This window comes from Microbacterium dauci, from assembly GCF_030065535.1.
Classification (GTDB): domain Bacteria; phylum Actinomycetota; class Actinomycetes; order Actinomycetales; family Microbacteriaceae; genus Microbacterium; species Microbacterium dauci.
In genome coordinates this window covers 211,760-237,446 of sequence record NZ_JASJND010000006.1, presented here as the reverse complement: position 1 = coordinate 237,446, position 25,687 = coordinate 211,760, and the positions used below count along the sequence as shown (strand labels likewise).

Genomic DNA, 25,687 nt, shown 5'->3' with positions numbered 1-25,687 from the left:
TGGACAGGCGGCCGTCAGCGAGCTATCTGTGGAGAAGCTCGTCGGCGTCCGCGCCGGGCGTCGCGACGGTGACCTGCGTGCCCCACGGATCGGCGAGCACGATGTCGCGGCCGCGGTCGGCGAACTGCAGACCGTGGTGCCGGAGTCGGGATGCCAGTGCGTCGAGGTCGTCGCGACCCGGCACGGTGATCGCGACGTCGCCGAGTCCGAGCCCGGCGGCACGCGGGCCGGCGCCGGCGCTGTTCCACGTGTTCATCGCGACGTGGTGGTGGTAGCCACCGGCGGCGGCGAACAGTGCGCCGGGGTAGCTGGCGACCGTCGTTTCGAAGCCGAGCGCGTCGACGTAGAAGGCGCGAGCCGTGGCGATGTCGCCGACCTGCAGGTGGACGTGGCCGACCTTGCCGGACGCCTTCGTCACGCCGGTCATTGCGTCTTCGGTGAGGTGCTCGCGCAGGTAGGCGTTCGGGTCGAGGTACAGCGTCGACATCTGGAGCTCGCCGGCCGCATAACTCCATTGGTCGCGGGAGCGGTCGACGTAGAGCTCGATGCCGTTGCCTTCGGGGTCGGTGAAATAGAAGGCCTCGCTGACAAGGTGGTCGCTCGACCCCGCGAAGCGGCTTCGTGGGTCCTGCGCGGCGCGGTAGACCGTTGCGGCGAGCGACGGCGCGTCGTCGAAGAGGAACGCCGTGTGGAAGAGGCCGGCCTGGCGGGGGTCGACTGCCGGGAGTCCGGGGGTGCCGATGAGGCGGACCATCGGCGTGCTGCCACGGCCCAGCACACGGTGCACCTCGGCGCCACGCGAACGCTCTTCGATCGGCTCGAGCGCGAGCGCGTTCGCGTAGTAGGTCGACATCAGTTCGAGGTCGCCGACGCGGAGCGTCACGGCGTCCATGCCGGTGTCGGCGCTGAGGGTGCGGTCGGGTGCGGTCATGTCGGCTTCCGGGAGTTGGTGTGTGAGCAGCAGCTACAACCGCGGCCAAGCGGCATCCATTCCCGTGGATGAATCTCCCGGTGCGACCAGCGCGTATTCGGCGCCGTCGGGCGTGCGCTCGACGAGCTCGTGGTCGACGAGGTATCTGCGAAGCACTGCGACATCCTCGGCGTACGGCAAGAGCCGTTCGTTGATCTCAGGCTCGGTCAGCACTTCGTCGGGCGCGAGCGCATCACGCGCCACCCAGGCGAGGAGTCCCGCCCGCGTCGTCAGGTCGGCCGGGTACTGCGCGATGCGCTTCCCTTCGAGGAACCGATCGATCCCTTCCCGTCTCGGCGTGGCTGTCGCCTCGAGGACCCGCCGGAAGACCTCCGGGTCGACATCGTCGCCCGTAACGAGGCCGCTGGTGCGCAGCGCGCCGAGCACACGACTCCGCTTGGACGGGGACAGGTGCGCGGTCGACTGTTCGAGCGTCTCGCCGAGCAGCAGCATCGCCGCAGCCCGACGCGTCTCAGGATTCGCGAAGACCGCGATCAGCGGCTTCCACCTTTGCGCGTTGCCCATCTGTCTCCCCCGTGCTTCCAACAACGAAAGCCCCCGCAGGAGCGGGGGCTTTCGTTCAAGTGTGGCGAGTGAGGGATTCGAACCCCCGAATGCAATGCAGTCTGATTTACAGTCAGATCCCTTTGGCCGCTTGGGTAACTCGCCAGGCGCACCCGCCCGGCTTGTACAGTCGACCGGAGGCGCGATCACCTATCCTACCCTCCGAATCGGGCGACCGAAAACCATCGCCTCAGGCGGCGGATGCCACCCGCTCGACGAACGACTCGAGGCGGTGCCGCGTCCCGTCGATGCGGCGATCGACGCTCGCGCGAATCTCGCTCGGAGCCAGCGGCCCGGCCAAGCGGACGTTCTCGTGACAGGTCAGATCGGCGCAGACGTACGTGCCCACGCTGTCGCCCCGGTCACCGGCATCCCCCGACTTCCGAGCCGTGAACATCGTGACCTGATTGCCCGGCTGCATCGTGTGGCAGATGTTGCACATCGCCGAGCGCCCGCCGCTGGAGCCGCTCGCCGCGCGCAGGACGATGCCGGTCGGCTCGCCGTCGATCTCGGCGACCACGTAGCCACGGCTCCGGGTCGTCGGGTCGCGCCAGGCGAGGAAGTCGAGGTGGTCCCACTCGAGAATGGGGAAGTCGTGCGGCGGTTCGAGACGCTCGCGCTCGTCGCGCGTCGCGTTGACGAGCACGCCGCGCAGCTGGTCTTCGGTCAGCGGCCTCATCCCGCCATTGTATGAACGGCGCGGATGCCGAGGGTCAGACGCTACCGAGCCCGAGGATGAGCGACAGCGCGGCGACCAGGACGACGCCGAGCACGATGCCCACGATCGGCCACACGAACGCACGACGACGGATGCCGGCGTAGATGATGCCGACGATGCCGGCGAGCATGCCGAGCAGCCCGCCCACGACGACGATCGGGATGGCGATGAGCATGAGCCAGCCGTAGTTCGCATCGACCGTGATCGCGAGGAGGAGCGTCAGCAGCGCCGGCACGATCGCGACGATCTCGACGACGACGGCACCGATCCCCCAGGCTCGCTGGGCGGTGGTGGACACGGGTGCGGTGGTCGTCACGCTCGTCAGCATAGGGGCGCACCGGATGCCACCTCGGTAGACTCGGCGCATGGCTGACAGCTCATTCGACATCGTCTCCAAGATCGACCGCCAGGAGGCGGACAACGCGCTCAACCAGGCGCGCAAGGAGGTCGAGCAGCGCTACGACTTCAAGGGCACCGGCGCCTCGATCGAGTGGAGCGGCGAGTCGATCCTCATCAAGGCGAACAGCGACGAGCGGGCGAAGGCCGTGCTCGACGTGTTCCAGTCGAAGATCATCAAGCGCGGCATCTCGCTGAAGAGCCTCGACTCGGGCGAGCCGCAGGCCTCGGGCAAGGAGTTCCGCATCGTCTCGACCCTCAAAGAGGGCATCTCGAGCGAGGACGCCAAGAAGATCAGCAAGATGATCCGCGACGAGGGCCCGAAGTCGGTCAAGTCGCAGATCCAGGGCGACGAGCTGCGCGTGCAGTCGAAGTCCCGCGACGACCTGCAGGAGGTCCAGCGCCTGCTGAAGGCCGCCGACCTCGACGTCGACCTGCAGTTCGTCAACTACCGCTGACGCGCGCCTGCTCCCACGCCTGGGTCGCCATCTGCACCGCATCCCAGGGCGATCCGAGCGGGGGCGTGTAGGAGAGGTCAAGGTCGCTCATCGCCGGCACGGTCATCTCGTGGTGGAGCGCGGTGGCGTATGTGTCGACGCGCTTGGAGATCTCGGCACCTCGGGTACCGACGAGTTGTGCGCCGAGGAGTCGGCCGTCGCGGGTGTCCCCGGTGATGCGAATGCTGATCGGTGTTGCGCCGGGGTAGTAGCGCTTGTGGTCATCGGCGATCGCGGTGTGACTGTGGGGCGCAAATCCTGCTGCGGCAGCTTCGTGGTCGCGGAGGCCGGTGCGGGCAGCGACGAGGTCGAAGACCTTCACGACTTGGGTGCCGAGGCTGCCGCCGAAGGTGGCGTTCCCGCCGATCGCGTTCTCGCCGGCGACGCGGCCCTGTTTGTGAGAGGTGGTGCCGAGGGGAAGGTACGTGACGCCGAGGAGTCGGTGGTGGGTGACGATGCCGTCACCCGCTGCCCACAAGTTGGGGAGTCCGGTGCGCATTTGCTCGTCGACGAGGACCGCGCCGCCCGCACCGGTCTGTGCGCCAGCGGCGGTGAGGAGGCTCGTGTTGGGTCGGACCCCTACGACGACGAGCACAAGGTCCGCGGTGTGCGCGATCGGGTCACCGTGGCGGGTGCCGGTGACCGTGAGCTGCGCGCCGTCTCGACTGACTGCGTCGACCAGGGTGTCCGTGTAGACGCTCACATCGTGACGTGTCAGTTCGTCGTGGACGAGGGCGCCGAGTTCGGGGTCGAGGGTGGAGAGGACTTCGGGTCCGCGTTGCAGTTGCGTGACTTTCAATCCACGGACGGTGAGCGCTTCGGCCATTTCGAGTCCGACGTAGCCCGCGCCGACGATGATCGCGCTCTCGGGCTGGCGGGTGTCGAGGAACTGCTCGAGTGCGAAGGTGTCTCCCATCGAGTGCAGGAGGTGCACACCGTCCGCGGGGCCGAGTTCGTCGAGACCGGCGATTCCGGCGGTTGACGGGGATGCCCCAGTGCCGACCATGAGCGCGTCGTACGGGATCGTCGATTCGGTGCCGTGCTCGTCCCGGACCGTGAGGGTGCGCGCAGCGACGTCGATGCCGGTCGCGAGGGTGTTCAGGCGCAGGTTCATGCCGGTTGCTTCGAGGTCGGCGTGGGTCCGGTGGGCCAGGGACTGCCACGGTTGTACTTCGCGGGAGAAGTAGTAGGGGATTCCGCAGATGGAGAAGTTCGGATAGGCGTCGGCGACGACGACGGTGACGTCGACGGACGGGTCGAGTTCGCGGGCGCGGAGAGCTGTCGAGATGCCGGCGTCGCTTCCGCCGATGGCGACAAGGTGCATGGGTGTGCCTTTCAGTGCTGGGAGTCGGGTTGCGTGGGGATCACGGCGTCGCCAGCAGTGCGAGTAGCCGTCGGGTAGAGAGCAAGCAGGAGGGCGATGCCGAGCGCAGCCCCCAGAATCTGGGCCATGAGGAACGGGAGGACTGCGATTGGGGCGATGCCGGCGAACGTGTCGGTGAACATCCGGGCGATCGTCACGGCAGGATTCGCGAATGATGTGGAGCCGGTGAACCAGTACGCCGCTCCGATGTAGGCGCCGACGGCGGCCGCCGTGACCGCGGCGGTGGACGTCCGCGCGAGCGCGAAGATGAGCAGCACCAGTCCCGCGGTGGCAACGACCTCACCCACGAGGTGACCGACTGTTGCGCGGTCGTTGCCAGAAAACGAAGGCGCCACCTCGAACATCGCGGATGTGAGAAGAGTCCCGACAACGCCGCCGACGACCTGAGCTGCGAGATACGCCAACGCAACGCGAGGCAAGAGTCCAGCACGAGCGCGACGACCGAGGAACCAGTCGGCCAGCGAGATGACCGGGTTGAAGTGCGCGCCGGAAACAGGGCCGAGCATCAGGATCAGGACGGAGAGCCCGAGCGCCGTCGTGAGGCTGTTCTGCAGGAGCTGGAGCCCGACATCATCCGGCGACAGTCGCTGCGCCGCGATCCCGGATCCAACGACGACGGCAACAAGGACGCCGGTGCCGATGAACTCTGCGAGGAGTCGGCGGATCAGGTGCGGCTGGGCGGCGGAAGTGGGTGATGCGTCGTTCATGGCAGCCCCATCTTGACGGCCGAAATATTGTTCAGTCAAGATTGAGTCAATGAAAGTTGAGCAAAATCAAGACCTGGAGATGCGTGCCGCGCGGCATTCCGCACTCGGCGATCCGTCGCGTTTGCAAATCGTGGATCTCCTCACGCTCGGCGATCTGTCGCCGACGGAGATCGCGGTCGCTATGGGGATGAACTCGAATTTGGTGTCGCACCACTTGAACGTTCTCGAGACGGTGGGCATGGTCGCCCGGTCACGCTCGGAGGCGGACAAGCGGCGGAGCTACGTGCATCTGACTGCGTCCGCGCTGGCCGACTTGATCCCGGGCCGTACCGAGCGCGCACAGCGCGTGGTCTTTGTCTGCACGGCGAACTCGGCGCGCTCTCAACTCGCCGCGGCATTGTGGGCCACCCGCAGCAGCATTCCTGCCACGTCGGCGGGCACGCACCCTGCGGAGCACATTGCCTCCGGCGCTGTGGCGACCGCCGAGCGCCATTCGCTGCCCCTCGCCGAGGGGAAGCCCCAGCCGCTCGAGTCGGTGCTGACCGAGTCCGACTTCGTCATCACGGTGTGCGACAGTGCGCACGAGGAGCTCGGGGTCAGCGGTGACTTGCATTGGTCCATTCCTGATCCTGTCCGTACAGGAAGCGACGACGCCTTCGACACCGCATACGACGAGCTCGAGCGCCGCATCTCCGACCTCGCCACCAGACTCGCTACCACCTGACCCGAAACGAGAATCACGCATGACCACCACAGCCCCGACCGTCCTGTTCATCTGCCAGCACAACGCCGGCCGCTCACAGCTGGGTGCAGCGCTGCTCGAGCACCTCGCGGGAGACCGGTTCACCGCGACCTCCGCCGGACTTGCACCGGCTGACGCCGTGAACCCCGCGGTCGCAGCGACGGTCGCCGAGCTTGGCATGGACATCACCGACCGCGTCCCGCGCGCGGTGACCGAGTCGGATCTCGATGAGGCCGACGTCGTGGTCCTCATGAAGCCCGGGCTTGAGCTCCCGTCGCGCCCGCGCGGTGAGGTGCTGGAGTGGTCGTTCCCCAATCCGGCGGCATGGGACGCGGATGCGGTCCGTCCCCTTCGTGAAGCCGTTGCCGAGAAGATCGAGGCAACGCTTCTCAACCGCTGACGAAACGAGTGTGGGCGCCACCAGACCAGGTGGCGCCCACACTTGTTTGAACGGCGGGCTTACACAGCTGCCGGCATCCTTCCGATCTGCAGGACCGGGGGCGCGCAGCATGCTCCCCCGATGGGCCCGGCGGCGTCGAACAGCCCGGCGCCTCCGCAGACCCCGGTCTCTGGGAGCGACAATTCCACCCGGCGCGCGGCTTCATGGTCGCCGGCGAGTTCGGCAACGACGCTGCGCACCTGCTCGTACCCGGTGAGAGCAAGGAATGTCGGGGCGCGTCCGTAGGACTTCGCGCCCACAAGGTAGAAGGCGGGTTCGGGTTGCGCGAGATCAGCGGCGCCGGTCGCCGCGACGGAACCACACGAGTGAATATTCGGGTCGATCTCGACCGCCACCCTCACGGGCGCTTGCAACGTCGGATCCAGTTCGAGTCGAATCTCTGACAGGAAAGAGAGGTCCGGACGGAATCCGGTCAGAACGACGACGCGGTCCGCTTCGAGCTTGCGACCGTCCTCGGCGGTCAGGATGGCGCGGTCTTCGTTCCGCTCAACACGCTCTACGCGGAAGCCGGTGGCGATCGTGACAAGTCCCGCGTCGACGAACTCCTTGGCTCGCATCCCGAGCGCGCCGCGTGCGGGAAGGTCATCCGCGTCCCCACCGCCGAACGCGTTATCGGCTGTTACCCGACGCAGCACCCACGTCACCGACGTGGACGGGTCCCTGCGAACCATGCGCGCCAGCGCGAGCACGGCCGTCACCGCTGAGTGCCCGGACCCGACGACGATCGTGTGCTTGCCCTCGAATCCGCTCCGATCACGGAAATCGGGGATCCGGTATGACAGGACATCGGCGGCGCGTGCCTCTCCAAGTGCGGGGAGCCCATTCGCGCCGGCAGGATTCGGAGTGGACCACGTGCCGGACGCGTCGAGAACCGCACGCGCCTCGAGCCGATGTTCGTCCCCTGCCGCGTCACGGACATGGACTGTGAATGGATGCGATCCTCGATCGGCGTCGACAAGTCGATCCCGACCTCGCCGCGACACACCCGTTACACGAGCTCCGAACCGGACACGATCACCCAGCGCGGTAGCGAGCGGGGCGAGGTACTGCTCGATCCACTGCGCACCGGTCGGGAACCCTGACGTCGGCGCCTCCCAGCCCGTCTGTGACAGCAGCCGCGCGCTGGCGCCGTCGATCAGTTCGGGCCATTCCGAGAACAACCGAACGTGTCCCCACTCGCGGACGGCAGACGCGGCGGTGTCCCCCGCCTCAAGCACGACGACAGGCACGTTCCTCTCGACCAGATGCGCCGCCGCAGCGAGCCCCTGCGGCCCTGCACCGATCACCACCACTGGCAACATTGCGTCCACCGTGGCCTCCAATCTCACATCGACGACAATCAATGGATAGAGACTGATCGATGTATCGACAGATGTCAATATGACGTGAGAGGATCGACCCATGTCCACGACGCTGCCCCTCCTACCCGAGGCCCTCGACGGCTGCTGTGGCACCGTCATCAGCGGCGTCATTTCTGCCGAAGATGCCGAGCGGACCGCCAAGACCTTCAAGGCCCTCGGCGATCCGACACGAATCCGGCTGCTGTCGTTGATCGCCGCGTCCCCCGACGGTGAAGCGTGTGTGTGCGATCTCACCGAGCCCGTGGGCCTGTCACAGCCGACGGTGTCACATCACATGAAACAGCTCGTCGATGCAGGGCTCGCGACTCGCGAACAGCGAGGACGCTGGGCGTACTACCGCGTGGCGACCGAGGCACTCGACACCGCCGCGGCAGCGCTCCGGGGATAGTCGCGACCGGGAGGTCTGCCGGACCCCGGCCCGTTCTGGAGACCGGAGCGAGTCCGCGAAGTCCGCAAAAAGTCCGCAACATGCCCGATCTGGTGGTTTCCACCCGATCAGTTGGCTCTCGAACATCCGCGGAAATCCGGGGATCTCTACGTGGGCCCGAGAGCCTCAACCACCCCGGGGCAGTTCGTCAACTACCGCTGAGCGCGACCGCGAGGGTCACGCGTCGACGTCGTCTCGCCACGCGCCCGTCGCGTCGCCTCGCGTCTCGATGAACTGCTTGAAGTTCTTGAGGTCTTTCTTGACGGCATGACCGCCGGCGCCGATGAGGGACCCGATCTTCTCGGCCAGTCCCTCGGGTTCCCAGTCCAGCTGCACGGTCACGCGGGTCTCGGTGTCGCTCAGCTTGTGGAACGTTACGACGCCCGCATGCTCGGTGTCACCGCCGACGCTGTTCCATGCGACGCGCTCGTCCGGGTGCTGCTCCGTGATCTCGGCGTCGAACTCGCGCTCGACACCGCCGACGTTGACCGTCCAACGGGTGTGCGTGTCATCAGTCTGTGTGATCGACTTCACCTCGTCGAGGAACGCCGGGAACGACTCGAACTGCGTCCACTGGTTGTACGCGGTCCGGACAGGGACGGCGACGTCGATGGTCTCGATGATCTGACCCATGGGTGTGCTCCTCACGTAATCGGTTGGAGGTCCTATCTGAACGCGTCGCGGCCGAGCCGCCGCGGGGGTTGACAACATCCTGGCCGCTCGAGCACCGGGCGGATCAGGACTTCAGTTTGCGGAGGGCCGAGCCTTTGTGCGCGGCCCTTGCGCCGGTCTTCTCCGACTCGACGATGTAGGCCGGCTCGTCGGCCGAAGCGGTGAACCTTTGGCCCTCGAACTGGAAGTCGCGCGTCCGTTCTTCGACGACCTTCCCGCGCGTGCGTCCTTGCGACGTCGACCAGCTCACCCGGTCACCCTTCGACAACGTCATGTTTCGTCCTTTCTCACGCGAGCCCTCGCAGGATGAGGTGCCAGTACACCTTCGGCAGGATGTGTCGGTCGAAGATCCAGGTCAGGCGACGTTCGCGATACAGCGTCTTCCAGAACGGGACGGTCGTCTGCAGACGGTCGTCGCCGTCGAACTCCGCGAAGACGACCGTGCGCCGACTGACTGTGAACGGGGTCACGGTGTACCCGTCATAAGCCGCGCTAAGCGGGCGACCGGCAGTGGCATCCGCGAGATTCTTCGCCAGTGTCTGCGCCTGCTTCCGGATGGCACCGCCGGAACGGCGGGTGTGCACGCCTGCCGCATCCCCCAGCGCCCACACGTTCTGGTGCGTGCGATGGCGCAACGTCCGCGGGTCGATGTCGACGAACCCGTCCGCATCGGCCAGCCCGCTCTCGGCGATCCAGCCCGCGGCGCGCTGCGGCGGCGCCGCGTGCAGCAGGTCGTAGGCGATGGTTTCCCGGTGGATGCCACGGCCGATCGTCACCTCGCGACGGTCCGCATCCACCTCGAGCAGGTCAGACGAGAACCGCGTCTCGATGCCATACTCATCCAGTTTGCGCTGCAACTCCGCGGACACCGACGGATTCGCGAATGCGGTGGGCTCGGGTGACACGAAGACCATCCGGATGTCGCGCGCGACCCCCTTCGACCGCCACCACTGCGCGGCCAGATACATGGGCTTCTGCGCGACGCCGGCAGCCGAGGCCGGCTCAGGTGGCTGGGTGAAGACGACGGTTCCGCTCGTCAGATCGCGGAGGGCACGCGACGCCTTCGCCGCGAGCTCGAGGGTGTAGTTCGACACGCCTCGCTCGTCCGCCATCGCGGCGGCGAGTCCGGGCACGCTGTCCCAGTTCTGCTCGATGCCGGCGGCGATGACCAGGTCGTCGTACCCGATCGTCACGCCCGAGGCGAGCACCACGGCACTGCGCTCAGGGGCGACCGCGGTCACCGTGTCCTGCACCCACCGAACGCCCTTCGGCGTCACGCGCGACTGCGGGCGGGTCGCCTCGGACACACGCGCGACGCCACCAGCGATGTGCGACTGCAGCGGCGCGTACACGTGCGAAATCCGGGGTTCGATGACGATGACCTCACCGCGGCGACGTCGCTGCAGCCGCCCTGCAATCGACAGCCCGGCGTTGCCGCCACCGATGACGACGATGCGGCGGTCCGCGCGTGATCCGCTCACGAGCTCCCCTCCTGTCCTCGACCGGGCCGCACTGCGGCATCGTCACGCACGTCGATCCGGGTCACGTCGCCGCGCTTGGTGACGTCGATACGAGGCGCGGCGTCGTCCTCCGTGGCCTTCGGCGCGGCAGTCAATTCTTCATGCCGCTCGCGCGACCGCTTCTCGCTCATCCGTTCCGCCATTCGTCCGACTCGAGGTGCGAGCCCGCTTGCGGCCCCATCTGCAGCATGCCGCCGTCGACGACCCAGCTCGCGCCGGTCACGTACGACGACCGCGCCGAGGCCAAGAAGCGGATGACGTCGGCGATCTCGTCCGGGTGACCGGGGCGGGCGAGCGGGATGCCGGGCCGGTGCGTGTTCGCCGCGTCGTCGGCATCCATGTCGTTGATCGGCGTCGCGATCTCGCCAGGCGCGACCGAGTTCGCGGTGATGCCGTGCGCGCCGAGCTCCTGCGCCATCGTCTTGATGAGGCCGCCGAGCCCGTGCTTCGCCGCGACGTACGCGGCCGACCCCGTCCGCGGTTGGTGTTCGTGGACGCTCGTCACCGCGATCAGTCGACCACCACGCCCTGCCGACACCATCCGCTTCGCCGCCGTGTGGAGCGTGAGGAACGCACCGTCGAGGTTGAGCGCGATGTCTTTGCGCCACGCGTCGAGGTCGAGGTCGAGGAACGGGCCGCCCGCGCCGCCACCCGCGTTGTTCACGAGCACGTCCAGCCCGCCCAGCTCGTCTGCGAGACCGTCGATCACACCGGGGACTGCGTCGAAGTCGGTCGCGTCGAACTGTGCGACCACGGCCCGCTGCCCGCGAGCGCGGACGGCGTCCGCCGTGCGCGCAGCACCCTCGTCGTCCGAATGCCACGTGACCCCGACGTCCATTCCGGCTTCGGCGAGCGCGATGGCGGTCGCCGCACCGATGCCGGAGTCCGAGGCGGTCACGATGGCATGCTTCGGGGAGAAATCGCTCATGCCGCGACGCTATGCAGTCCCACCCACAACTTCGCGACCCTTTACATCCCGCGCCTGAGCCGATAACGCGCGACGCTCACCGCCGTTCGTCGCCCAGCCGCCATTCGGTGATCTCGGCGTGGTCGACGCCGAACTCCCGCGTGTGCGCACCCGCACGGTCGCGACGCTCGGCCAGATCGTCGATCGCGTCCGCGAATCGCTCACCGCCGCCCGGCAGCCGCTGCAACGCGTCCGTCGCGAGCGAGAACCGGTCGAGATCGTTCAGCATGAGCATGTCGAACGGGGTCGTCGTCGTCCCACGCTCCCGATACCCGTGCACGTGCAGATCTGCATGCGCCGCGCGACGGTAAGCGAGCCGGTGGATGGTCCACGGATAGCCGTGATACGCGAAGACGGTCGGCACACCTGGCGGGAAGAGCGCGTCGAACTCCGCCTCGGGGAGGCCGTGCGGGTGAAGGTCGGGCGGCTGCAGCCGGAAGAGGTCGACGACGTTGACCACGCGCACAGCGACATCCGGCGCGACCGTCCTCAGGAGGTCCGCGGCCGCGATGACCTCGGTGGTCGGCACGTCCCCCGCGGCCGCGAGCACCACATCGGGGTCGCCGTCCGTGCCGGCCCAGTCGAAGACGCCGATGCCGCGTTCGACGTGCGCGACGGCGGCATCCATGTCGAGCCATTGCGGGGTCGGCTGCTTTCCCGCGACCACGACGTTCACGCAATCCGTGGTCTGCAGACAGTGCGCCATCGTCGCGAGCAGGGTGTTCGCGTCGATGGGCAGATACGCACGGACGACGTCGGGGCTTTTGTTGAGCACCACATCGAGGAAGCCCGGGTCCTGGTGCGTGAAGCCGTTGTGGTCCTGCTGCCAGACGTGGCTCGACAGTAAGTAGTTCAGGCTGGCGATGGACGCGCGCCACTCGACCTCGGCCGCAGATTCGAGCCATTTCGCGTGCTGGTTGAACATCGAATCGACGATGTGAACGAAGGCCTCGTACGACGTGAAGACGCCGTGCCGCCCAGTGAGCAGGTATCCCTCGAGCCAACCCTGACACTGGTGCTCGCTCAGCACCTCCATGATCCGTCCGGCTCTCGCGAGGTGCTCGTCGAGTGGATCGGATGCCGCGACCCACTGACGCGGGCTCGCCTCGTACACCGCCGGGGCGAGCCGGTTCGATGCCACCTCGTCGGGCCCGAACAGGCGGAAGGTCTGCGGATTGTCGTCGATCACCTGCCGCAGCCACTCGCCGAGCACCGACATCGCGCCCGCGTCGACCGCGCCGGGCCGGTTGACGTGCTGTGCGAACGATTCGATGTCGGGCAGCCGGAGATCGGCTCGCAGCAGACCGCCGTTCGCGCGCGGCGTCGCCGACATCCGCCGCTCGCCTTCGGGTGCGAGCGCGCGAATCGGCGCGATCGGCCGGCCGGTCTCGTCGAACAGTTCCGCGGGGCGGTACGACCGGAGCCATTCCTCGAGGACCGCCCGATGCTCGGCATCGTCCCGCGCACCGCTCACGGGAACTTGATGCGCACGCCAGGTCCCTTCGACCGGGTGCCCGTCGACGACTGCAGGACCGCGCCAGCCCTTCGGTGAACGCAGGACGATCATCGGCCAGATCGGCCGTCCTGTGTCCCCATCGGCGGCGGCGGCACGGATGCCTGCGATCGCGTCGAGCGCGGTGTCCATCGCCTCGGCGAACCGGCGGTGCACGTCGCGCGCCTCGTCGGCGGCATCCACCGTCACCAGGATCGGCTCGTGACCGAACCCGCGCAGCAGCGAGACCAGCTCCGCCTCCGGGATCCGCGACAGCACCGTCGGGTTCGCGATCTTCCACCCGTTGAGATGCAGGATCGGGAGCACCGAGCCGTCGGTGGTCGGGTTCAGGAACTTATTCGAATGCCACGCCGTCGCGAGCGGTCCCGTCTCTGCCTCGCCGTCACCGATGACGCAGAACACCGTCAGGTCGGGATTGTCGAACGCGGCGCCGTACGCGTGACTCAGCGAGTAGCCGAGTTCACCGCCTTCGTGGATCGACCCCGGCGTCTCGGGTGCGGCATGCGAGGGGATGCCGCCGGGGAAGGAGAACTGCCGGAAGAGGCGCTGCATGCCCGCGGCATCCGTCGTGATCTCGGGGTAGCGCTCGGTGTACGTGCCTTCCAGCCACGCGTTCGCGACCATGCCCGGTCCACCGTGGCCGGGACCCGCGATGTACAGCGCATCGAGGTCGCGATCACGGATGGCCCGATTCGCATGCGCGTAGATGAGGTTCAACCCCGGGACGGTACCGAAGTGCCCGAGCAACCGCGGTTTGACCTGCTCCGCTGTCAGCGGCTCCCGAAGGAGCGGGTTCTCGAGGAGGTAGATCTGTCCGACGCTGAGATAGTCGGCTGCGCGGCACCACAGGTCGAGGGCGTCGAGCGTGTCGTCGTCGAGTGCGCGTGCGTCGTCCATGCCGCCCATCGTGCAGGCACCGAGGCCGGTCCGTGACGGGGTTGCGGCCATCGCGCCACGGAGCTACGAGCGATCGCGGATCTCTTCGGGAAGCGAAGCGACCACGACGATCGACACGTCCTGCATTCGCCAGTCCAGCACCACAACCGTCCGCTTCAACGTCTCGATCCTGCGAACGGTGACGAAGCGTCGGCGGGGGACGACGAACACCTCGACATGGAACACCTGTCCCATGTCGCGCATCCGCACACCGCCGTCGCGCACCCACCGCTCGCGCCGAACGCGGCGGACGATGCGCTCCCCCAGCGGATCCTCGCGCGCGTCGTCGTGCGTGCGCGCACGCTGGTCGATCAGGTCGAAGATCGCCGCACGCGCGTTGCGGTACCCGTCCCAGATGATTCCGAGCGAGATGAAGATCGCCGCCGCACCGTCGAGCCACCACAGCCCTACGCCGACGCCGAGGACGCCGACGATGGATGCCACGGTGGTCGTCCAGTCCGCTTTCGCCATGTCGGCGTCGGCGTACAGCACCTTGTTGTGCAGGACCGGTGCGAGCTTCGACTTGGCGTGCCCGTAGATGAATGGTCCGATCACGATGACGCTCATCACGGCGACCATGAACCAGCCGAGCCAGACGGTCTGCCCCCAGATCCGGACGGTGCCGATCGCCGGATGCTCCGCTCGGATCAGTCCGATCGCCGATTCGACCGCCAGGCTGCCGCCGACGGCTAACAGCGCGACACCCGCGACGAGATGACCGACGCCCATCACGCGATGGAGTCCGAACGGAAACGACCGCGACGGCGGTCGACGGATGAACAGCAACGCGATGAGGAAGGCGATCTGCGGGATCAACGACAGCATGTCTTCGATCCACGCGGTCTTCATCGCCTGCGAACCGCCGACGACGAACGCGATCAGCGCGATGGTCACCACCGTGTAGCCGATCGTGAACCACTCCCACCGGATGGCGCTTCGCAGGGCGCGGCGCTGCTCCGGCGGCAGGTCGGTCCGTCCGACGCGCTCGATCCCGCCGCGTTTCACGGCTCGACCTCGCCGTCGATGAACACCTCGAGCGCGGCCTGCATCGCATTCTCACCGAGTGGCAGCAGGATGGCCACCGGGCGATCGCCGAGTCCGTCGACGCCGCGGATGCCACGCGTCACCGAGACCCGGTCGGCCCACGGCGTCTGCTCGCTGAAGTCACCGATCACCAGGTCGAGCGCTCCCGCCTCGAGCCGGCCGACGAGTTCCTCTTCACCGCCGACGGTCCACTCGACCTCGGCCCCCTCAGACGCCGCGAAGCGGTCCACGAGCTCGACGAGCGGCCCCGACGGCGTGGCATCCGCCACCGTCAGTGCATCGCCGGCGGGTGAAGCACCGGCCCGCAGGACTCCGGTATCGCGGACGCGATCGAGCGTGCCATCAGGGTCGGTGGGGATCCGGATGCCGCACCCCGTCACCGTGAGCGCCGTGATCAGCGCAACCACGAGGGCGGAGAGAAGACGTCGCACGATGAGAATGTCCGCCGTCGCTGCGTCGTTGTCAATGGGGTTTTGCGGGAGGAGCTCGGCAGACTTCGCTGGGCTCGGAATGGCTTCGATGGAGCACCCTCCCGCTCCGTTCCGGCCGGAAGGAGACACGACATGCCGCAGAATCGCACCTCGAGTCTGAAGGACCCCGAGCTGTACGAGGAGCTCCGAAAGGGCGGGGCTTCGAAGGAGAAGGCCGCACGAATCTCGAATGCCACCGGCGGGACGAAAGCCGGGCGGAAGCGGGTGGGGCGAAAGGGCGGCGAGTCGGGCAACTACGAGGACTGGACGGTCCCCGAACTCCGCTCGCGCGCGAAGGAGCTCGGCCTGACCGGGTACTCAAAGCTGAAGAAGAGCGAGCTGATCAGCTCGCTGCGGACGCATTGAGCGGCGCCGCAGGCGACGTCGCTCCGGACGACGGTCGCAACGAAACGGCGAACGAGCGCGCCGACCGCAACTGGAACGACCTGCTGCAAGAGCTCCGCGTCACGCAGACCGGGACGCAGCTCATCAGCGGGTTCCTCCTCGCGGTCGCCTTTCAGTCGCGCTTCCCTGAACTCGACGAGTGGCAGCTCGGGCTATACGTCACTCTCGTGGCACTCGCCGCCGCCTCGACGTTCCTCGGGCTGGCGGTGGTGGTCGTCCATCGGCTGCACTTCGCGAAACACGTGAAGTCCCGCCTCGTGCGGGACGGCGGCCGCATTCTTGTCGCGAACATGGCCATCGTCGTGGTGCTCACGGCAGGCGTCACAAGCCTCATCGTCGACTTCGCGCTCGACCGGACGGCAGGACTCGTCGCGCTCGGCGCGGCGCTCGTCTTCAGCGCCGGGCTCTTCTCGCTGCTGGTCGGGCCGCGGGGTCGGGCCGGTTGAGCCCGCCCCACGGCGCACGATCAGGTGATCCGCAGGCGGAGTCGCTCGGGATCGGTGACCCGGTCGGTGAGCACGGCACGCGCCAGGTCGCGGGCCTTTTCGACGTTCCACAGCAGCACTCCGACCGGTGCCCCGGACTCGTCGCGGTAGTACACAACGCTCCGGTCTTCGTCGAGCTCGACCACGAGCGGGTCCTTCGAGGGGTCGAGGGTGCCGACGGCTTCCCAGCGCGTCCCGAACACCTGCGAGTAGAAGTACGGCGTGTGCGCGTACGGCACGTCCTCCCCGGCCATCGAGCGCCCGGCGGCGGCTCCCATTTCCTCCGCGTTGTCGACGTGCTCCACGCGGGTGCGGCCGAGGATCGGGTCGGGGTACTCGGCGATGTCGCCCGCAGCCCAGATCGCGGGATCGTTCGTGACGAGGTGCTCGTCGACGAGGACGCCGTCATCGGTCGCGAGTCCTACGGCATCCGCCAACGCGATCACCGGATCGGCACCGAGGCCGATCACGACGACGTCCGCGCGCAGTTCCTCTCCGCTGTCGAGCACGACGTGGAAGGCGTTGCCCTCCTCGCGCACCTCGCTCACCCGAGAGCGCGACGTGAGCTGAACGCCGCCGTTCCGGAAGAGGTCCTCGTATCGGCGTGCGAGGCCCGACGGGAACGTGTCGTCGCCCAGCACCTCTGCCGGGAACACCAGCTCCGTCTCGACACCGTTCCCGGCGAGCGCCGCCGCGATCTCGGTGCCGATGTAGCCGCCACCGACCACGACGAAGTGCCCACCGCGACCCGCGAGCTCGCGGAGCGTGCGGTAGTCCTCCGCCGAGCGGAAGAACAGCACGCGCTCGTCATCGGGTGCGGAGATCGTCTTCGGCGTCGAACCGGTCGCGAGCAGCAACCGGCGGTATCCGAAGACCTCGTCCTCGGCTGTGGTCACGGTCTGCGCGGAGCGGTCGATCGCGGTCACGAGCGTCGAGAGCCGAATCTCGGCGCCGGTCGCCGCTTCCGTGTCGAGCGGCACCTGTTCCCACGTGAAGTCGGGGTCGGTCCAGAGCTTCTTCGACAGCGCGGGCCGTGTGTACGGCGGGTCGACGTCGGCACTCAGGATGCCGATCGTGCCGGTCTGGTCTCGTTCGCGGATGCCGCGGGCTGCGGCATCCGCGACCATGCCACCGCCAATGATGAGGTACTCGTACGTCTGCGTCTGCATATGTTCCTCCGATCGATGCAGTGCGACGCTATGCACCTCGGGACGCCATCGCGCGACCCTTTACATCGCGATGCGATCCCGATAGGTGGGCGACCATCCCGCCGTCGCTTAGATCGGATTCGCGTCGAACGCCAGCCCCATTCGGAAGCGCCCGATCGCACCTAGCGTGAGCGCATGCCTTCCAGTGAGAACCCCGCCCTCGAAGATCCGATCACGAAGTACGCGCGAGTCGAGCCGCCGCTGCAACATCAACCCGAGCCGGGGCTCCAGAGCCGCATGACGCCGGTGCCCGACCTCGGTGAACAGTCCTACGTCGGTTCAGGCCGCCTCGAGGGGCGGAAGGCCCTGATCACCGGCGGCGACTCGGGCATCGGCGCGGCGGTCGCCATCGCGTTCGCGCGCGAGGGCGCCGACGTCGTCATCGCGCACCTGCCGGGCGAAGAAGAAGACGCGGCGCACGTTCTCGGACTGATCTCCGACGCCGGCCGCCTCGGCACGGCGATCGCCGTCGACATCTCCGATCGCGCGGCGTGCCACCGCCTCGTCGCCGAGACGGTCGACGCGCTCGGCGGACTCGACATCCTGGTGAACAACGCCGGCAAGCAGATCGCGATCGCACGGGTGGAAGACCTCGACGAGGACCAATTCGAAGCCACGTTCCGCGTGAACCTGTTCGCGAACTTCGCGATCACCAAAGCGGCACTTCCGCACCTGCAGCCCGGATCCTGCATCGTCAACACCGCCTCGTTCGAGGCGTACGAGCCGTCGCCCGACCGCCTCGACTACGCCGCGTCGAAAGCGGCGATCAACAACCTCTCGAAGGGCCTCGCAGTGCAGTTGGCGCCGCGTGGCATCCGTGTCAACGTCGTCGCTCCCGGACCGGTGTGGACGGCGCTGCAGGTGTCGGACGGCGTCTCCGACGAGCAGATGACGCACTTCGACGACGAGAACACGTATCAGCGCGCCGGACAGCCCGCCGAGTTGGCATCCGCCTACGTCTACCTCGCCTCGGCCGAGGCGAGCTACGTCTCGGGCTCGACGCTGAGCGTGAACGGCGGCATGGTCACGCCGTGACGGCTCCCGAATGCACCGTCTTCTTCCTGCCCGGTCTGGGATTGGATGCCGCCGCCGCGGCGCCCGTCGCCGCAGCGCTCGACGACCGGTTCCGCGTCGTCCCGGTTGAGCTCCCCGGCCACGGGGGCGCTCCCGACGCGGACGACGGCTCTGTCGATGCACAGGTGGATGCCGCGCTCACGAAGATCCAGGCGCATCTGCAGGGTGAGCGGTGGCTCTTGTGCGGGCACAGCATGGGCGGCAAGGTCGCGACCCGTCTCGCCGCGCGGGCTCTGGCAGGTGGCGTCCCCGTCTTCGGGCTCATGGGAGTCGTGCTCCTCGCACCGTCTCCCCCGGGCCCGGAACCAATGCCCGATGAGAAGCGTGAGCAGATGCGATCGTGGATCGAACGCGGGCCCATCGGCGAAGCCGACGCTCGCACGTTCGTGCACGACAACGTCGGTGCGCCCCTATCCATGGCGGACGAGGACCGCCTCGTGGCATCCGTTCGCGCGACGTCTCCCCTCGCGTGGGCTCGCTGGCTCGAGGAAGGCAGCCTGGAGGATCTCCGCGAAGGCATCGGTGCGCTCGACCTGCCCTGCATCGTCGTCGCCGGCGATCAGGACGAAGCGCTCGGCGCGGCGGCGCAACCGCAGCTGCTGAGCGGCGTGTACCCGCGGGCGCGCTTTCGTACGCTCTCCAGTGCGGGGCACCTGCTCTCGTACGAGCGCGCCGGCGCGGTGGCCGAGGCGATCGTCGATCTCTGGTCGGAAGCGTGCTTGCAGGCTGCTGCCGTGCCGGACGCATGGGCCCGCCTCATCGCATCGGAGCGCACCGTCGCGCGGGCGCGGCGTGCGCTCGCGGCGCGGGCCGTCCCGGATGACCCGCACTACGAGCCTCGCGTGCTAGACGACCCTCACCTACAACTCCTGCGCGAGATCGCAGCCCGTCTCGTTCCCCAGCCCGAGGGATCAACCCTCGACCTCGCGGCGCGGGTCGACGCCACGCTCGCCACGGGTGGCGGCGACGGGTGGCGCCCTGCCGGCGCACCGACGGACGGCGAGGCGTATAGACGCGGGCTCGACGTGCTCCGTCACGTCTGGCCGTCTGAGAGCCACGCGCAGGACACCCTCATCGCAGCCGTGATCGCCGGGGAGCCTGTGGCCGGAGTGACAGACCCGGACGGGATGCGGCGCTGGTTCGAGGACGTGCGGTTCGACCTCGCCCGGGTGTGGCTCATCCATCCGGCCTCGCTCGCACGGATCGGGTACTCCGGCTTCGCGACCGGGTCGGCAGATCCCGCGACCGCCGGCTACGCATCACTCGCTGCAGGGTCTCGGGACGACTGGGAACCCGCCGAGCTCGGCGACGACGCAGCACGAACCCGAATCGGAGCACCCACCGAATGAACCTGACATCGATGCGCCGGTACGACGTCGATGACCTCGTCGATGTGGTCGTCGTCGGAACCGGAGCTGGCGGGGCACCAGTGCTCGCGCGGCTCGCCGAACACGGCCTGCGCGTTGTCGCGCTCGAGGCGGGACCTGACCACGACCCCGAAGGCTTCACCCCCGACGAGGTCGACGCGACCGACATCAACTGGATGTCGGAGCGACTGAGCGGCGGCGAGACGCCGACCGCGTTCGGCTCGAACAACAGCGGCTTCGGCCTCGGCGGGAGCACGCTGCACTGGGGCGCGTTCACCCCGCGCCCCGACCCCCGCGACCTGCGCCTGCGCACGGAACGCGGCGTGGGTCGCGACTGGCCCCTCGATCCCGACGAGCTGCTGAGGTACGTGCGCATCGTCGAATCCGACATCGGGGTATCAGGTCCAACCCCGTATCCGTGGGACCCGTCACGGTCGTACGGGTACGCGCCACCGAGCCGGAACGCCCCCGCGGCACTGATGGCAGACGGATGCCGCGACCTCGGCATCCGTGCCGCCGATGCCCCTGCCGCGATCATCACGCGCGACCACGAGCAGCCGCACCACGGTCGGCGGCACGCCACGACGAACGTCGGATCGATCCACCAAGGCGAGCGGCACGGCGCGAAGGCGACGACAGCGATCACGTACCTCCCTGCGGCGGTCGCCGCGGGTGCCGAGATCCGGACCGAGGCATTCGCGCACACGATCGAGCGCGATCGGCACGGACGCGTGTCGGCCGTCGTCTACCGCCAGGCCGGGCGCGACGTGCGCCAGCGGTGCGCCGCGTTGGTGCTCGCCGGTGGGGGTGTCGAGACACCCAGACTGCTGCTGCACAACGACCTCGCGAACAGCAGCGGGCAGGTGGGCCGCAACTTCCTCGCGCATGGCTCGGTACAGGTCTGGGGGCGCTTCGACGAGCAGATCCGCGGATACCGGGGATATCCGTCGGCGCTCATCACCGAGGACTTCGTGCGGCCTGAGGGAGCGCCGTTCGCGGGTGGTTACCTGCTGCAGAGTCTCGGCGTGATGCCGCTCATGTATGCCACCCTCCTCGTCCGCGGTGGGGGGCTGTGGGGTTCGGAGCTGATGGATGAGCTCGATGCCTACCGGTACAGCGCGGGTATCGGGATGAACGCGGAATGCCTGCCCGCCGACCGCAATCGACTCGAGCTCACCGACGAGGTCGACGAATGGGGCATGCCGAGGGCCTCGATCTTGTTCTCGGCGGGCGAGAACGAGAAGGCGATCGAGACGCACGCGATCGGGACGATGACCCGCATCCTCGAGGCGGCCGGCGCGCGCAGCACCCGTGTGTTCGCGCGCACCGCGCACACGCTCGGCACCTGCCGGATGAGCGCCGATCCTGCAGACGGCGTCGTCGACGGGATCGGGCGCAGTCACGACATCGACAACCTCTGGATCTGCGACAACTCGACCTTCCCGAGCGCGCTGTCCGCGAACCCGGGCCTCACCCAGATGGCGCTCGGCCTGCGGACGGCAGACGCGATGCTCGCCGGTCGCTGACGCCCTCGCGAGCCGGCGCGAAGCGGAGACCTCAGCGCCCGTCGAGCGCCTGCTCGGGCACGAGGTCGCGGATCGTCAGCGCGGCGCTCACGAGGGCGAGGTGGCTGAGCGCCTGCGGCAGATTGCCCCAGAACGACCCGTCCTCGGCCGAGATCATCTCGGCGTAGATGCCGACGTCATTCGCTTGCCCGATCAGTTCGTCCATTGCGGCGAGCGCTTCGTCGTGGCGGCCGACACAGGCCAACGCGCCGACCCGCCAGAATGCACAGGCCACGAAGGTGTGCTCCTCCTGCTCCATCCCCGTGTAGCGATAGAGGAGTGCGCCGGACCCGAGGCGGCCGGTCAGCGCATCGATCGTGCGCGACATCCGCTCGCCCCGGTCGAAGCCGCTCTCCGCGTGCAGCAGCACCGACGCGTCGAGGTCGTTCGACCCCGGGAACATCACGTACGCGCCGACCTCGTCCGACCACCCCTCGGTGTGGATCCAGTCGGCGACGCGTTCCTGCTCGGACGCCCATCGCGCCGAGCTCCCCGGGATGGCACCCTGCTCCGCGAGGTGCACGGCATCGCGGAGCGCCTGCCAGCAGCCCATCTTCGACGAGGTGTAATGGCGAATCTCGGGGAGCTCCCACATGCCGGAGTCGGGGTTGCGCCACAGATCGCACACGCGGTCAGCCATGTCGGCGAGCATGCGGCCGGTCGCGATGTCGAGCACATTGCCGGCGTCGACGTACGTGCGGCAGATGGCGAAGAGATCACCGTAGACGCCGAGCTGCAGCTGATCGTGCGCGGGGTTACCGGTGACAACGGGACCGATGCCCTTCCAACCGTCGACCTCGTAGTGGTGCACGCCGGTCACCGAATCACCGCGCAGGTCGTACATGACCTCGAGATCGGGACCATGGTCGCGGATCGTGCGGAGCATCCACGAAATCGCTGCGTGCGTCTCCTCTCGGAGCCCGAAGCGCACGAGGGCATGCGCGGTGTAGGCGAGGTCGCGCACCCAGGCCAGGCGGTACTCCCAGTTCTTCCCACCGCGCGGATTCTCGGGAAGCGACGTTGTGGCTGCCGCGGCGATCGCGCCGGTCGGCGCGTACACGAGGAGCTTGAGCGCGAGGGCGCTGCGCTGGACGGCGTCTGCCCACGGCCCCTCGTAGCCGAACTCTCGCGACCACTCGCGCCAGCCCGAGATCGTGCGCTCGACACTGCGGTACACGTTGTCGGGATCGGGCAAATGGAGGGGCTCACCGTCGGTCGCGACGACGACAACGAGATGCGACGATCCTGCTGCGGTCGTGAACGTGCCGTGGATGGCGGGACCGTCGTCGCCGTCGTCGGTGCGTGCTTCCCCGTGCGCATCTCCGACGACCGCGAGCGTCGTCGAGCCGACCCGCAGGATGCGGTGGCCACCCACGCTCTCGAGCCAAGGACTCGCGGTCTGCAGCCTGGTTCCCGGCCGCACCCGCCATGTGAACTCGACCTCACCGTCGACACCCTCGACGCGACGTGCGAACTCCGCCCACGGCAGGCGTCCCGCCACGCCGCTCACGAGTGCATCGGTGACACGGGCGCGCCCCCTCGCTGTCGTGAACGTCGTCACGAGGACGTTCGTCCGCGCCGCGTACCGGCGCGTCACCTCATACGGATCGGTCGGTTCGAGATCGACGCACCCGCCGGTCCGGTCGTCGAGCAGTCGCGCGAACACCGGCGTGGAATCGAGGTTCGGCAGCGGCATCCAATCGACCCGACAGTTTCGCGAGATGAGTGCGATCGTGCGGCCGTCGCCGATCGGTGCGTAGTCGCGAAGGGCGGTGGCATCCGAAGTCGGCATGTTGTCACGTTATGTCCGCGGCGCGACTGGTGGCCGGGGCTTGCGCGTTCCGCGCCCGATCGGTACGCACACGTGCGCCGGGACGGTTAGCAATGCGGATGCCGCGGAGCAAGCCCCCTCTGACAGGCCGGTCGGCCGCGTACCGTCGCCGACGACGACCGAGAGGAATCCTCGATGGACATGTACACGATGCAGGACCCGACGACCCAGTTCCCGCGTCCACCGTTCCCGCCGCAGCAGCAGAAGGGACCCGGCGACATCCACAAGATGGATCCGGCACCCGACCATGGCGAGACGTCATACGTCGGCTTCGGTCGTCTGCCCGGACGCAAGGCGCTCGTCACCGGCGCCGACTCCGGCATCGGCCGTGCGGTCGCGATCGCCTACGCGCGCGAGGGCGCCGACGTCGCCCTCAGCTACCTTCCTGAGGAGCAGTCGCAAGCGGAAGAGGTGGCCGCACTCATAGAGGCCGAAGGACGCACCGCGGTCCTGCTCCCCGGTGACCTGCAGGACGAGCAGACGAACATCGACATCGTCACGAAGACGGTCGAGGCGCTCGGCGGCCTCGACATCCTCGTGATCAACGCGGGCACGATGCCGACGGTCGACAGCATCGACGACTTCGAGACGAAGACCCTCGACCATGTGCTCGGCGCCAACATCTACCCGCTGTTCTGGCTGACGAAGGCGGCCTCGAAGCACCTCCCGCCCGGCGCCGCGATCATCACGACCTCGTCGATCCAGGGATTCGTCCCGTCACCGTCGCTCGCCGAGTATGCGGTGTCGAAGGCCGGGATCGCGAACTGGACGCGCGCGCTGTCGCAGCAGCTCATCGAGCGTGGCATCCGCGTCAACGGCGTCGCACCGGGACCGATCTGGACGCCGCTGCAGCCGGCATTCGTGCCGAACGAGAAGATCGAGCACTTCGGCGAGCAGACCCCGATCGGTCGCGCCGGGCAGCCGGTCGAACTCGCGCCGCCGTTCGTGTTCCTCGCCTCACAGGAGTCGAGCTACGTCGTCGGTGAGACGATCGCCGTGACCGGCGGGATGCCGACGCACTGACCAGTCGGGTCAGCCGGGTCCGTCGCTGCGACGGACCCGGCGAGGACGGAGAGAGGACGACATGCGACGATTCGCGTGCGGTACCTGCGCCGCCGAAGTGTTCTTCGACTCGACGACGTGCGAGCGGTGCGGAACTGAGATCGGTTACGACCTCGCCACAGACACGATGGCCATCGTCACTGGCGGGCACCGCCGGTGTGCTCAGGCGACGATCTCCGGCTGCAACTGGCTCGTAGCTGCGCCTGGAGATTGCGCAAGTTGTGCACGCACTCGGACGCGACCGAACGACGTAGATCTCGATGGAATGACCATCTACCCGGCAGCGGAGCGCGCCAAGCGTCATCTCATCCGGGACCTCACCCGCCTGGGGCTCTCGCTCGACGGTGCCGCCGATGGCGACCCGGGTCTGCGGTTTGACCTCCTCTCGAGCACGAATGAGGACGTCACGATCGGACATGCGCAGGGAATCATCACGATCGATGTCGCGGAAGGCAACCACAGCCGTCGAGAGGACATCCGCTCCCGCTTGGCGGAGCCGTATCGCACGATGCTCGGCCACTTCCGACACGAGAGCGGTCACTACTTCGAATGGTCCCTGCTCGAACGGACCGGGCTCATCGCCGAAGTGCGCGACCTCTTCGGCGACGAGCGAGCCGACTATCAATCGGCGATCGACGCGCATTACGGCGACGGCGCACCGGCAGGCTGGGAGTCGGAATACCTGAGCGAGTACGCGACGATGCATCCGTACGAGGACTTCGCGGAGACGTGGGCCCACTATCTCCACCTGCAGGACGCGATGGAGACCGCGAAGGCGTTCGGGCTCATCGGGCCTCCGCAAGCGGGCGCGGCGTTCGACGAGGTCGTGCGCAGCACGTGGCTCCCGCTCGCGACATCGATGAACGTCATGAACCGCTCGCTCGGTCAGCCCGACTTCTACCCGTTCACGTTGCCTGACCGCGTGATCGAAAAGCTGACGTTCGTCGACACGCTCGTGCGGCGACGAAAGCAACGAACCTAGGCCCGACTCACCGTTCTTCCGGCAGGTGCATGCCGCCCGGGGAATTCGCCGAAGTACGCAACTCCTCCAGCCACGTCCGGTCAAGCGCGGGGCGGTCGCGTCGGTACCGATACGCGAGGTTGCTGGCGGCATTGACCCAAATCGTCGTCCGCCCGCTCCCCTCGTGCGCACTCGTCGCGGCGGTGAGCATGAAGGACTCCCCACGACGGAGCTTCGACGACACGACCGCCTCGACGTGCGCGAGGGTGCGGTCACTCATCTCGAGGACGTTGCTCCCGTGATAGATCAATCGCGCCATGTGGTGTCCCCTTGTTCCCGCCATCGACTATACGTGGGTCGGATGACGCGCCCGTGCCGATC

The 25,687-nt window shown here is 68.0% G+C and carries 29 protein-coding genes, 1 tRNA gene and 1 pseudogene; 12 read left to right on the top strand and 19 right to left on the bottom strand.

What is annotated here, in order from left to right:
• Positions 1–22 precede the first annotated feature (22 nt).
• The 5 genes from QNI14_RS09945 to QNI14_RS09925 all read right to left on the bottom strand — a co-directional run bounded on the left by QNI14_RS09945 (position 23) and on the right by QNI14_RS09925 (position 2,568).
• Positions 23–931, bottom strand: a complete 909-nt coding sequence (locus QNI14_RS09945) for a VOC family protein (RefSeq protein ID WP_283716440.1) — start codon at positions 929–931, stop codon at positions 23–25.
• A 33-nt stretch (positions 932–964) separates the two neighbouring features.
• A complete protein-coding gene (locus tag QNI14_RS09940; protein ID WP_283716439.1) occupies positions 965–1,495 on the bottom strand; it encodes a DUF2087 domain-containing protein in 531 nt (176 codons plus the stop codon).
• Between the two features lie 62 nt (positions 1,496–1,557).
• Positions 1,558–1,639: transfer RNA gene (locus tag QNI14_RS09935), tRNA-Tyr, on the bottom strand.
• An 85-nt stretch (positions 1,640–1,724) separates the two neighbouring features.
• Positions 1,725–2,213, bottom strand: coding sequence for an FBP domain-containing protein (locus QNI14_RS09930; protein ID WP_283716438.1), 489 nt, complete (start codon positions 2,211–2,213; stop codon positions 1,725–1,727).
• A gap of 34 nt (positions 2,214–2,247) precedes the next feature.
• Positions 2,248–2,568: a hypothetical protein gene (locus QNI14_RS09925; RefSeq protein WP_283716437.1), complete on the bottom strand. Its 321-nt coding sequence runs from the start codon at positions 2,566–2,568 to the stop codon at positions 2,248–2,250.
• 49 nt (positions 2,569–2,617) lie between these two features.
• Here QNI14_RS09925 and QNI14_RS09920 point away from each other — a divergent pair, with 49 nt between their 5' ends.
• Positions 2,618–3,106 carry a YajQ family cyclic di-GMP-binding protein gene (locus tag QNI14_RS09920; protein WP_283716436.1) on the top strand — a complete coding sequence of 163 codons (489 nt, stop codon included), beginning with the start codon at positions 2,618–2,620 and terminating at the stop codon, positions 3,104–3,106.
• On the opposite strand, the gene QNI14_RS09915 is transcribed toward QNI14_RS09920, so the two are convergent.
• Positions 3,093–4,469, bottom strand: coding sequence for an FAD-dependent oxidoreductase (locus QNI14_RS09915; RefSeq protein WP_283716435.1), 1,377 nt, complete (start codon positions 4,467–4,469; stop codon positions 3,093–3,095). The genes QNI14_RS09920 and QNI14_RS09915 overlap by 14 nt on opposite strands.
• An 11-nt stretch (positions 4,470–4,480) precedes the next feature.
• Positions 4,481–5,236 carry an aquaporin gene (locus QNI14_RS09910; RefSeq protein WP_283716434.1) on the bottom strand — a complete coding sequence of 252 codons (756 nt, stop codon included), beginning with the start codon at positions 5,234–5,236 and terminating at the stop codon, positions 4,481–4,483.
• Positions 5,237–5,285: 49 nt separating this feature from the next.
• Here QNI14_RS09910 and QNI14_RS09905 point away from each other — a divergent pair, with 49 nt between their 5' ends.
• Both QNI14_RS09905 and QNI14_RS09900 read left to right on the top strand, forming a co-directional pair.
• Positions 5,286–5,960 carry an arsenate reductase/protein-tyrosine-phosphatase family protein gene (locus QNI14_RS09905; protein WP_283716433.1) on the top strand — a complete coding sequence of 225 codons (675 nt, stop codon included), beginning with the start codon at positions 5,286–5,288 and terminating at the stop codon, positions 5,958–5,960.
• 19 nt (positions 5,961–5,979) lie between these two features.
• A complete protein-coding gene (locus QNI14_RS09900) occupies positions 5,980–6,378 on the top strand; it encodes an arsenate-mycothiol transferase ArsC (RefSeq protein ID WP_283716432.1) in 399 nt (132 codons plus the stop codon).
• A gap of 59 nt (positions 6,379–6,437) precedes the next feature.
• Here the strand turns inward: QNI14_RS09900 and QNI14_RS09895 are convergent, their stop codons facing one another.
• The gene (locus QNI14_RS09895; RefSeq protein WP_283716739.1) at positions 6,438–7,748 is read right to left on the bottom strand and encodes an FAD-dependent oxidoreductase; all 1,311 of its coding nucleotides are present in this window, start codon (positions 7,746–7,748) and stop codon (positions 6,438–6,440) included.
• A gap of 91 nt (positions 7,749–7,839) precedes the next feature.
• Between QNI14_RS09895 and QNI14_RS09890 the strand changes: the two genes are divergently transcribed.
• Complete coding sequence (locus QNI14_RS09890) at positions 7,840–8,187, top strand: ArsR/SmtB family transcription factor (protein ID WP_283716431.1); 348 nt, start codon at positions 7,840–7,842, stop codon at positions 8,185–8,187.
• A 216-nt stretch (positions 8,188–8,403) separates the two neighbouring features.
• Here the strand turns inward: QNI14_RS09890 and QNI14_RS09885 are convergent, their stop codons facing one another.
• The 8 genes from QNI14_RS09885 to QNI14_RS09850 form a co-directional block, all read right to left on the bottom strand.
• On the bottom strand, positions 8,404–8,859 hold the full coding sequence (locus tag QNI14_RS09885; RefSeq protein ID WP_283716430.1) for an SRPBCC family protein: 456 nt from the start codon (positions 8,857–8,859) through the stop codon (positions 8,404–8,406).
• Between the two features lie 103 nt (positions 8,860–8,962).
• Positions 8,963–9,172, bottom strand: a complete 210-nt coding sequence (locus QNI14_RS09880) for a hypervirulence associated TUDOR domain-containing protein (RefSeq protein WP_283716429.1) — start codon at positions 9,170–9,172, stop codon at positions 8,963–8,965.
• Between the two features lie 13 nt (positions 9,173–9,185).
• Positions 9,186–10,379: an NAD(P)/FAD-dependent oxidoreductase gene (locus tag QNI14_RS09875; protein WP_283716428.1), complete on the bottom strand. Its 1,194-nt coding sequence runs from the start codon at positions 10,377–10,379 to the stop codon at positions 9,186–9,188.
• The gene (locus QNI14_RS09870) at positions 10,376–10,549 is read right to left on the bottom strand and encodes a multidrug transporter (protein WP_283716427.1); all 174 of its coding nucleotides are present in this window, start codon (positions 10,547–10,549) and stop codon (positions 10,376–10,378) included. The genes QNI14_RS09875 and QNI14_RS09870 overlap by 4 nt, the downstream gene beginning before the upstream one ends.
• Positions 10,546–11,346, bottom strand: a complete 801-nt coding sequence (locus tag QNI14_RS09865; protein WP_283716426.1) for an SDR family oxidoreductase — start codon at positions 11,344–11,346, stop codon at positions 10,546–10,548. Before QNI14_RS09865 ends, QNI14_RS09870 begins: the two co-directional genes overlap by 4 nt.
• 76 nt (positions 11,347–11,422) lie before the next feature.
• The gene (locus tag QNI14_RS09860) at positions 11,423–13,804 is read right to left on the bottom strand and encodes a phosphoketolase family protein (protein WP_430539275.1); all 2,382 of its coding nucleotides are present in this window, start codon (positions 13,802–13,804) and stop codon (positions 11,423–11,425) included.
• 54 nt (positions 13,805–13,858) lie between these two features.
• Positions 13,859–14,839 carry a cation efflux transmembrane domain-containing protein gene (locus QNI14_RS09855; protein WP_283716424.1) on the bottom strand — a complete coding sequence of 327 codons (981 nt, stop codon included), beginning with the start codon at positions 14,837–14,839 and terminating at the stop codon, positions 13,859–13,861.
• Positions 14,836–15,309, bottom strand: coding sequence for a transglycosylase SLT domain-containing protein (locus QNI14_RS09850; RefSeq protein WP_283716423.1), 474 nt, complete (start codon positions 15,307–15,309; stop codon positions 14,836–14,838). Before QNI14_RS09850 ends, QNI14_RS09855 begins: the two co-directional genes overlap by 4 nt.
• A gap of 132 nt (positions 15,310–15,441) precedes the next feature.
• On the opposite strand from QNI14_RS09850, the gene QNI14_RS09845 reads away from it, so the two are divergent.
• A complete protein-coding gene (locus QNI14_RS09845; RefSeq protein WP_283716422.1) occupies positions 15,442–15,714 on the top strand; it encodes a DUF7218 family protein in 273 nt (90 codons plus the stop codon).
• On the top strand, positions 15,711–16,199 hold the full coding sequence (locus tag QNI14_RS09840; protein WP_283716421.1) for a DUF6328 family protein: 489 nt from the start codon (positions 15,711–15,713) through the stop codon (positions 16,197–16,199). The genes QNI14_RS09845 and QNI14_RS09840 overlap by 4 nt, the downstream gene beginning before the upstream one ends.
• Positions 16,200–16,219: 20 nt before the next feature.
• Here the strand turns inward: QNI14_RS09840 and QNI14_RS09835 are convergent, their stop codons facing one another.
• Entirely contained in the window at positions 16,220–17,407 is a 1,188-nt protein-coding gene (locus QNI14_RS09835) for an NAD(P)/FAD-dependent oxidoreductase (protein ID WP_283716420.1), read from the bottom strand.
• 174 nt (positions 17,408–17,581) lie between these two features.
• Here QNI14_RS09835 and QNI14_RS09830 point away from each other — a divergent pair, with 174 nt between their 5' ends.
• The 3 genes from QNI14_RS09830 to QNI14_RS09820 are packed head-to-tail and all read left to right on the top strand — an operon-like array spanning position 17,582 to position 21,413.
• Positions 17,582–18,481: an SDR family oxidoreductase gene (locus QNI14_RS09830; RefSeq protein ID WP_283716419.1), complete on the top strand. Its 900-nt coding sequence runs from the start codon at positions 17,582–17,584 to the stop codon at positions 18,479–18,481.
• Positions 18,478–19,869, top strand: a complete 1,392-nt coding sequence (locus QNI14_RS09825) for an alpha/beta fold hydrolase (protein WP_283716418.1) — start codon at positions 18,478–18,480, stop codon at positions 19,867–19,869. Before QNI14_RS09830 ends, QNI14_RS09825 begins: the two co-directional genes overlap by 4 nt.
• Complete coding sequence (locus QNI14_RS09820) at positions 19,866–21,413, top strand: GMC family oxidoreductase (RefSeq protein ID WP_283716417.1); 1,548 nt, start codon at positions 19,866–19,868, stop codon at positions 21,411–21,413. The genes QNI14_RS09825 and QNI14_RS09820 overlap by 4 nt, the downstream gene beginning before the upstream one ends.
• A gap of 31 nt (positions 21,414–21,444) precedes the next feature.
• Here QNI14_RS09820 and QNI14_RS09815 read toward each other — a convergent pair whose 3' ends face one another.
• Positions 21,445–23,244, bottom strand: coding sequence for a glycoside hydrolase family 15 protein (locus QNI14_RS09815; protein ID WP_283716416.1), 1,800 nt, complete (start codon positions 23,242–23,244; stop codon positions 21,445–21,447).
• Positions 23,245–23,418: 174 nt separating this feature from the next.
• Here QNI14_RS09815 and QNI14_RS09810 point away from each other — a divergent pair, with 174 nt between their 5' ends.
• The 3 genes and pseudogenes from QNI14_RS09810 (at position 23,419) to QNI14_RS09800 (ending at position 25,327) form a co-directional block, all read left to right on the top strand.
• Entirely contained in the window at positions 23,419–24,306 is an 888-nt protein-coding gene (locus QNI14_RS09810; protein ID WP_283716415.1) for an SDR family oxidoreductase, read from the top strand.
• 61 nt (positions 24,307–24,367) lie between these two features.
• A pseudogene (locus tag QNI14_RS09805) lies at positions 24,368–24,583 on the top strand (zinc-ribbon domain-containing protein); the annotation flags it as partial.
• Between the two features lie 27 nt (positions 24,584–24,610).
• Positions 24,611–25,327 (top strand): putative zinc-binding metallopeptidase, encoded by a 717-nt coding sequence (locus tag QNI14_RS09800; RefSeq protein ID WP_283716737.1) that lies wholly within the window; start codon positions 24,611–24,613, stop codon positions 25,325–25,327.
• A 7-nt stretch (positions 25,328–25,334) separates the two neighbouring features.
• Here QNI14_RS09800 and QNI14_RS09795 read toward each other — a convergent pair whose 3' ends face one another.
• On the bottom strand, positions 25,335–25,625 hold the full coding sequence (locus QNI14_RS09795; RefSeq protein ID WP_488192549.1) for a DUF7882 family protein: 291 nt from the start codon (positions 25,623–25,625) through the stop codon (positions 25,335–25,337).
• Between the last annotated feature and the right edge of the window lie 62 nt (positions 25,626–25,687).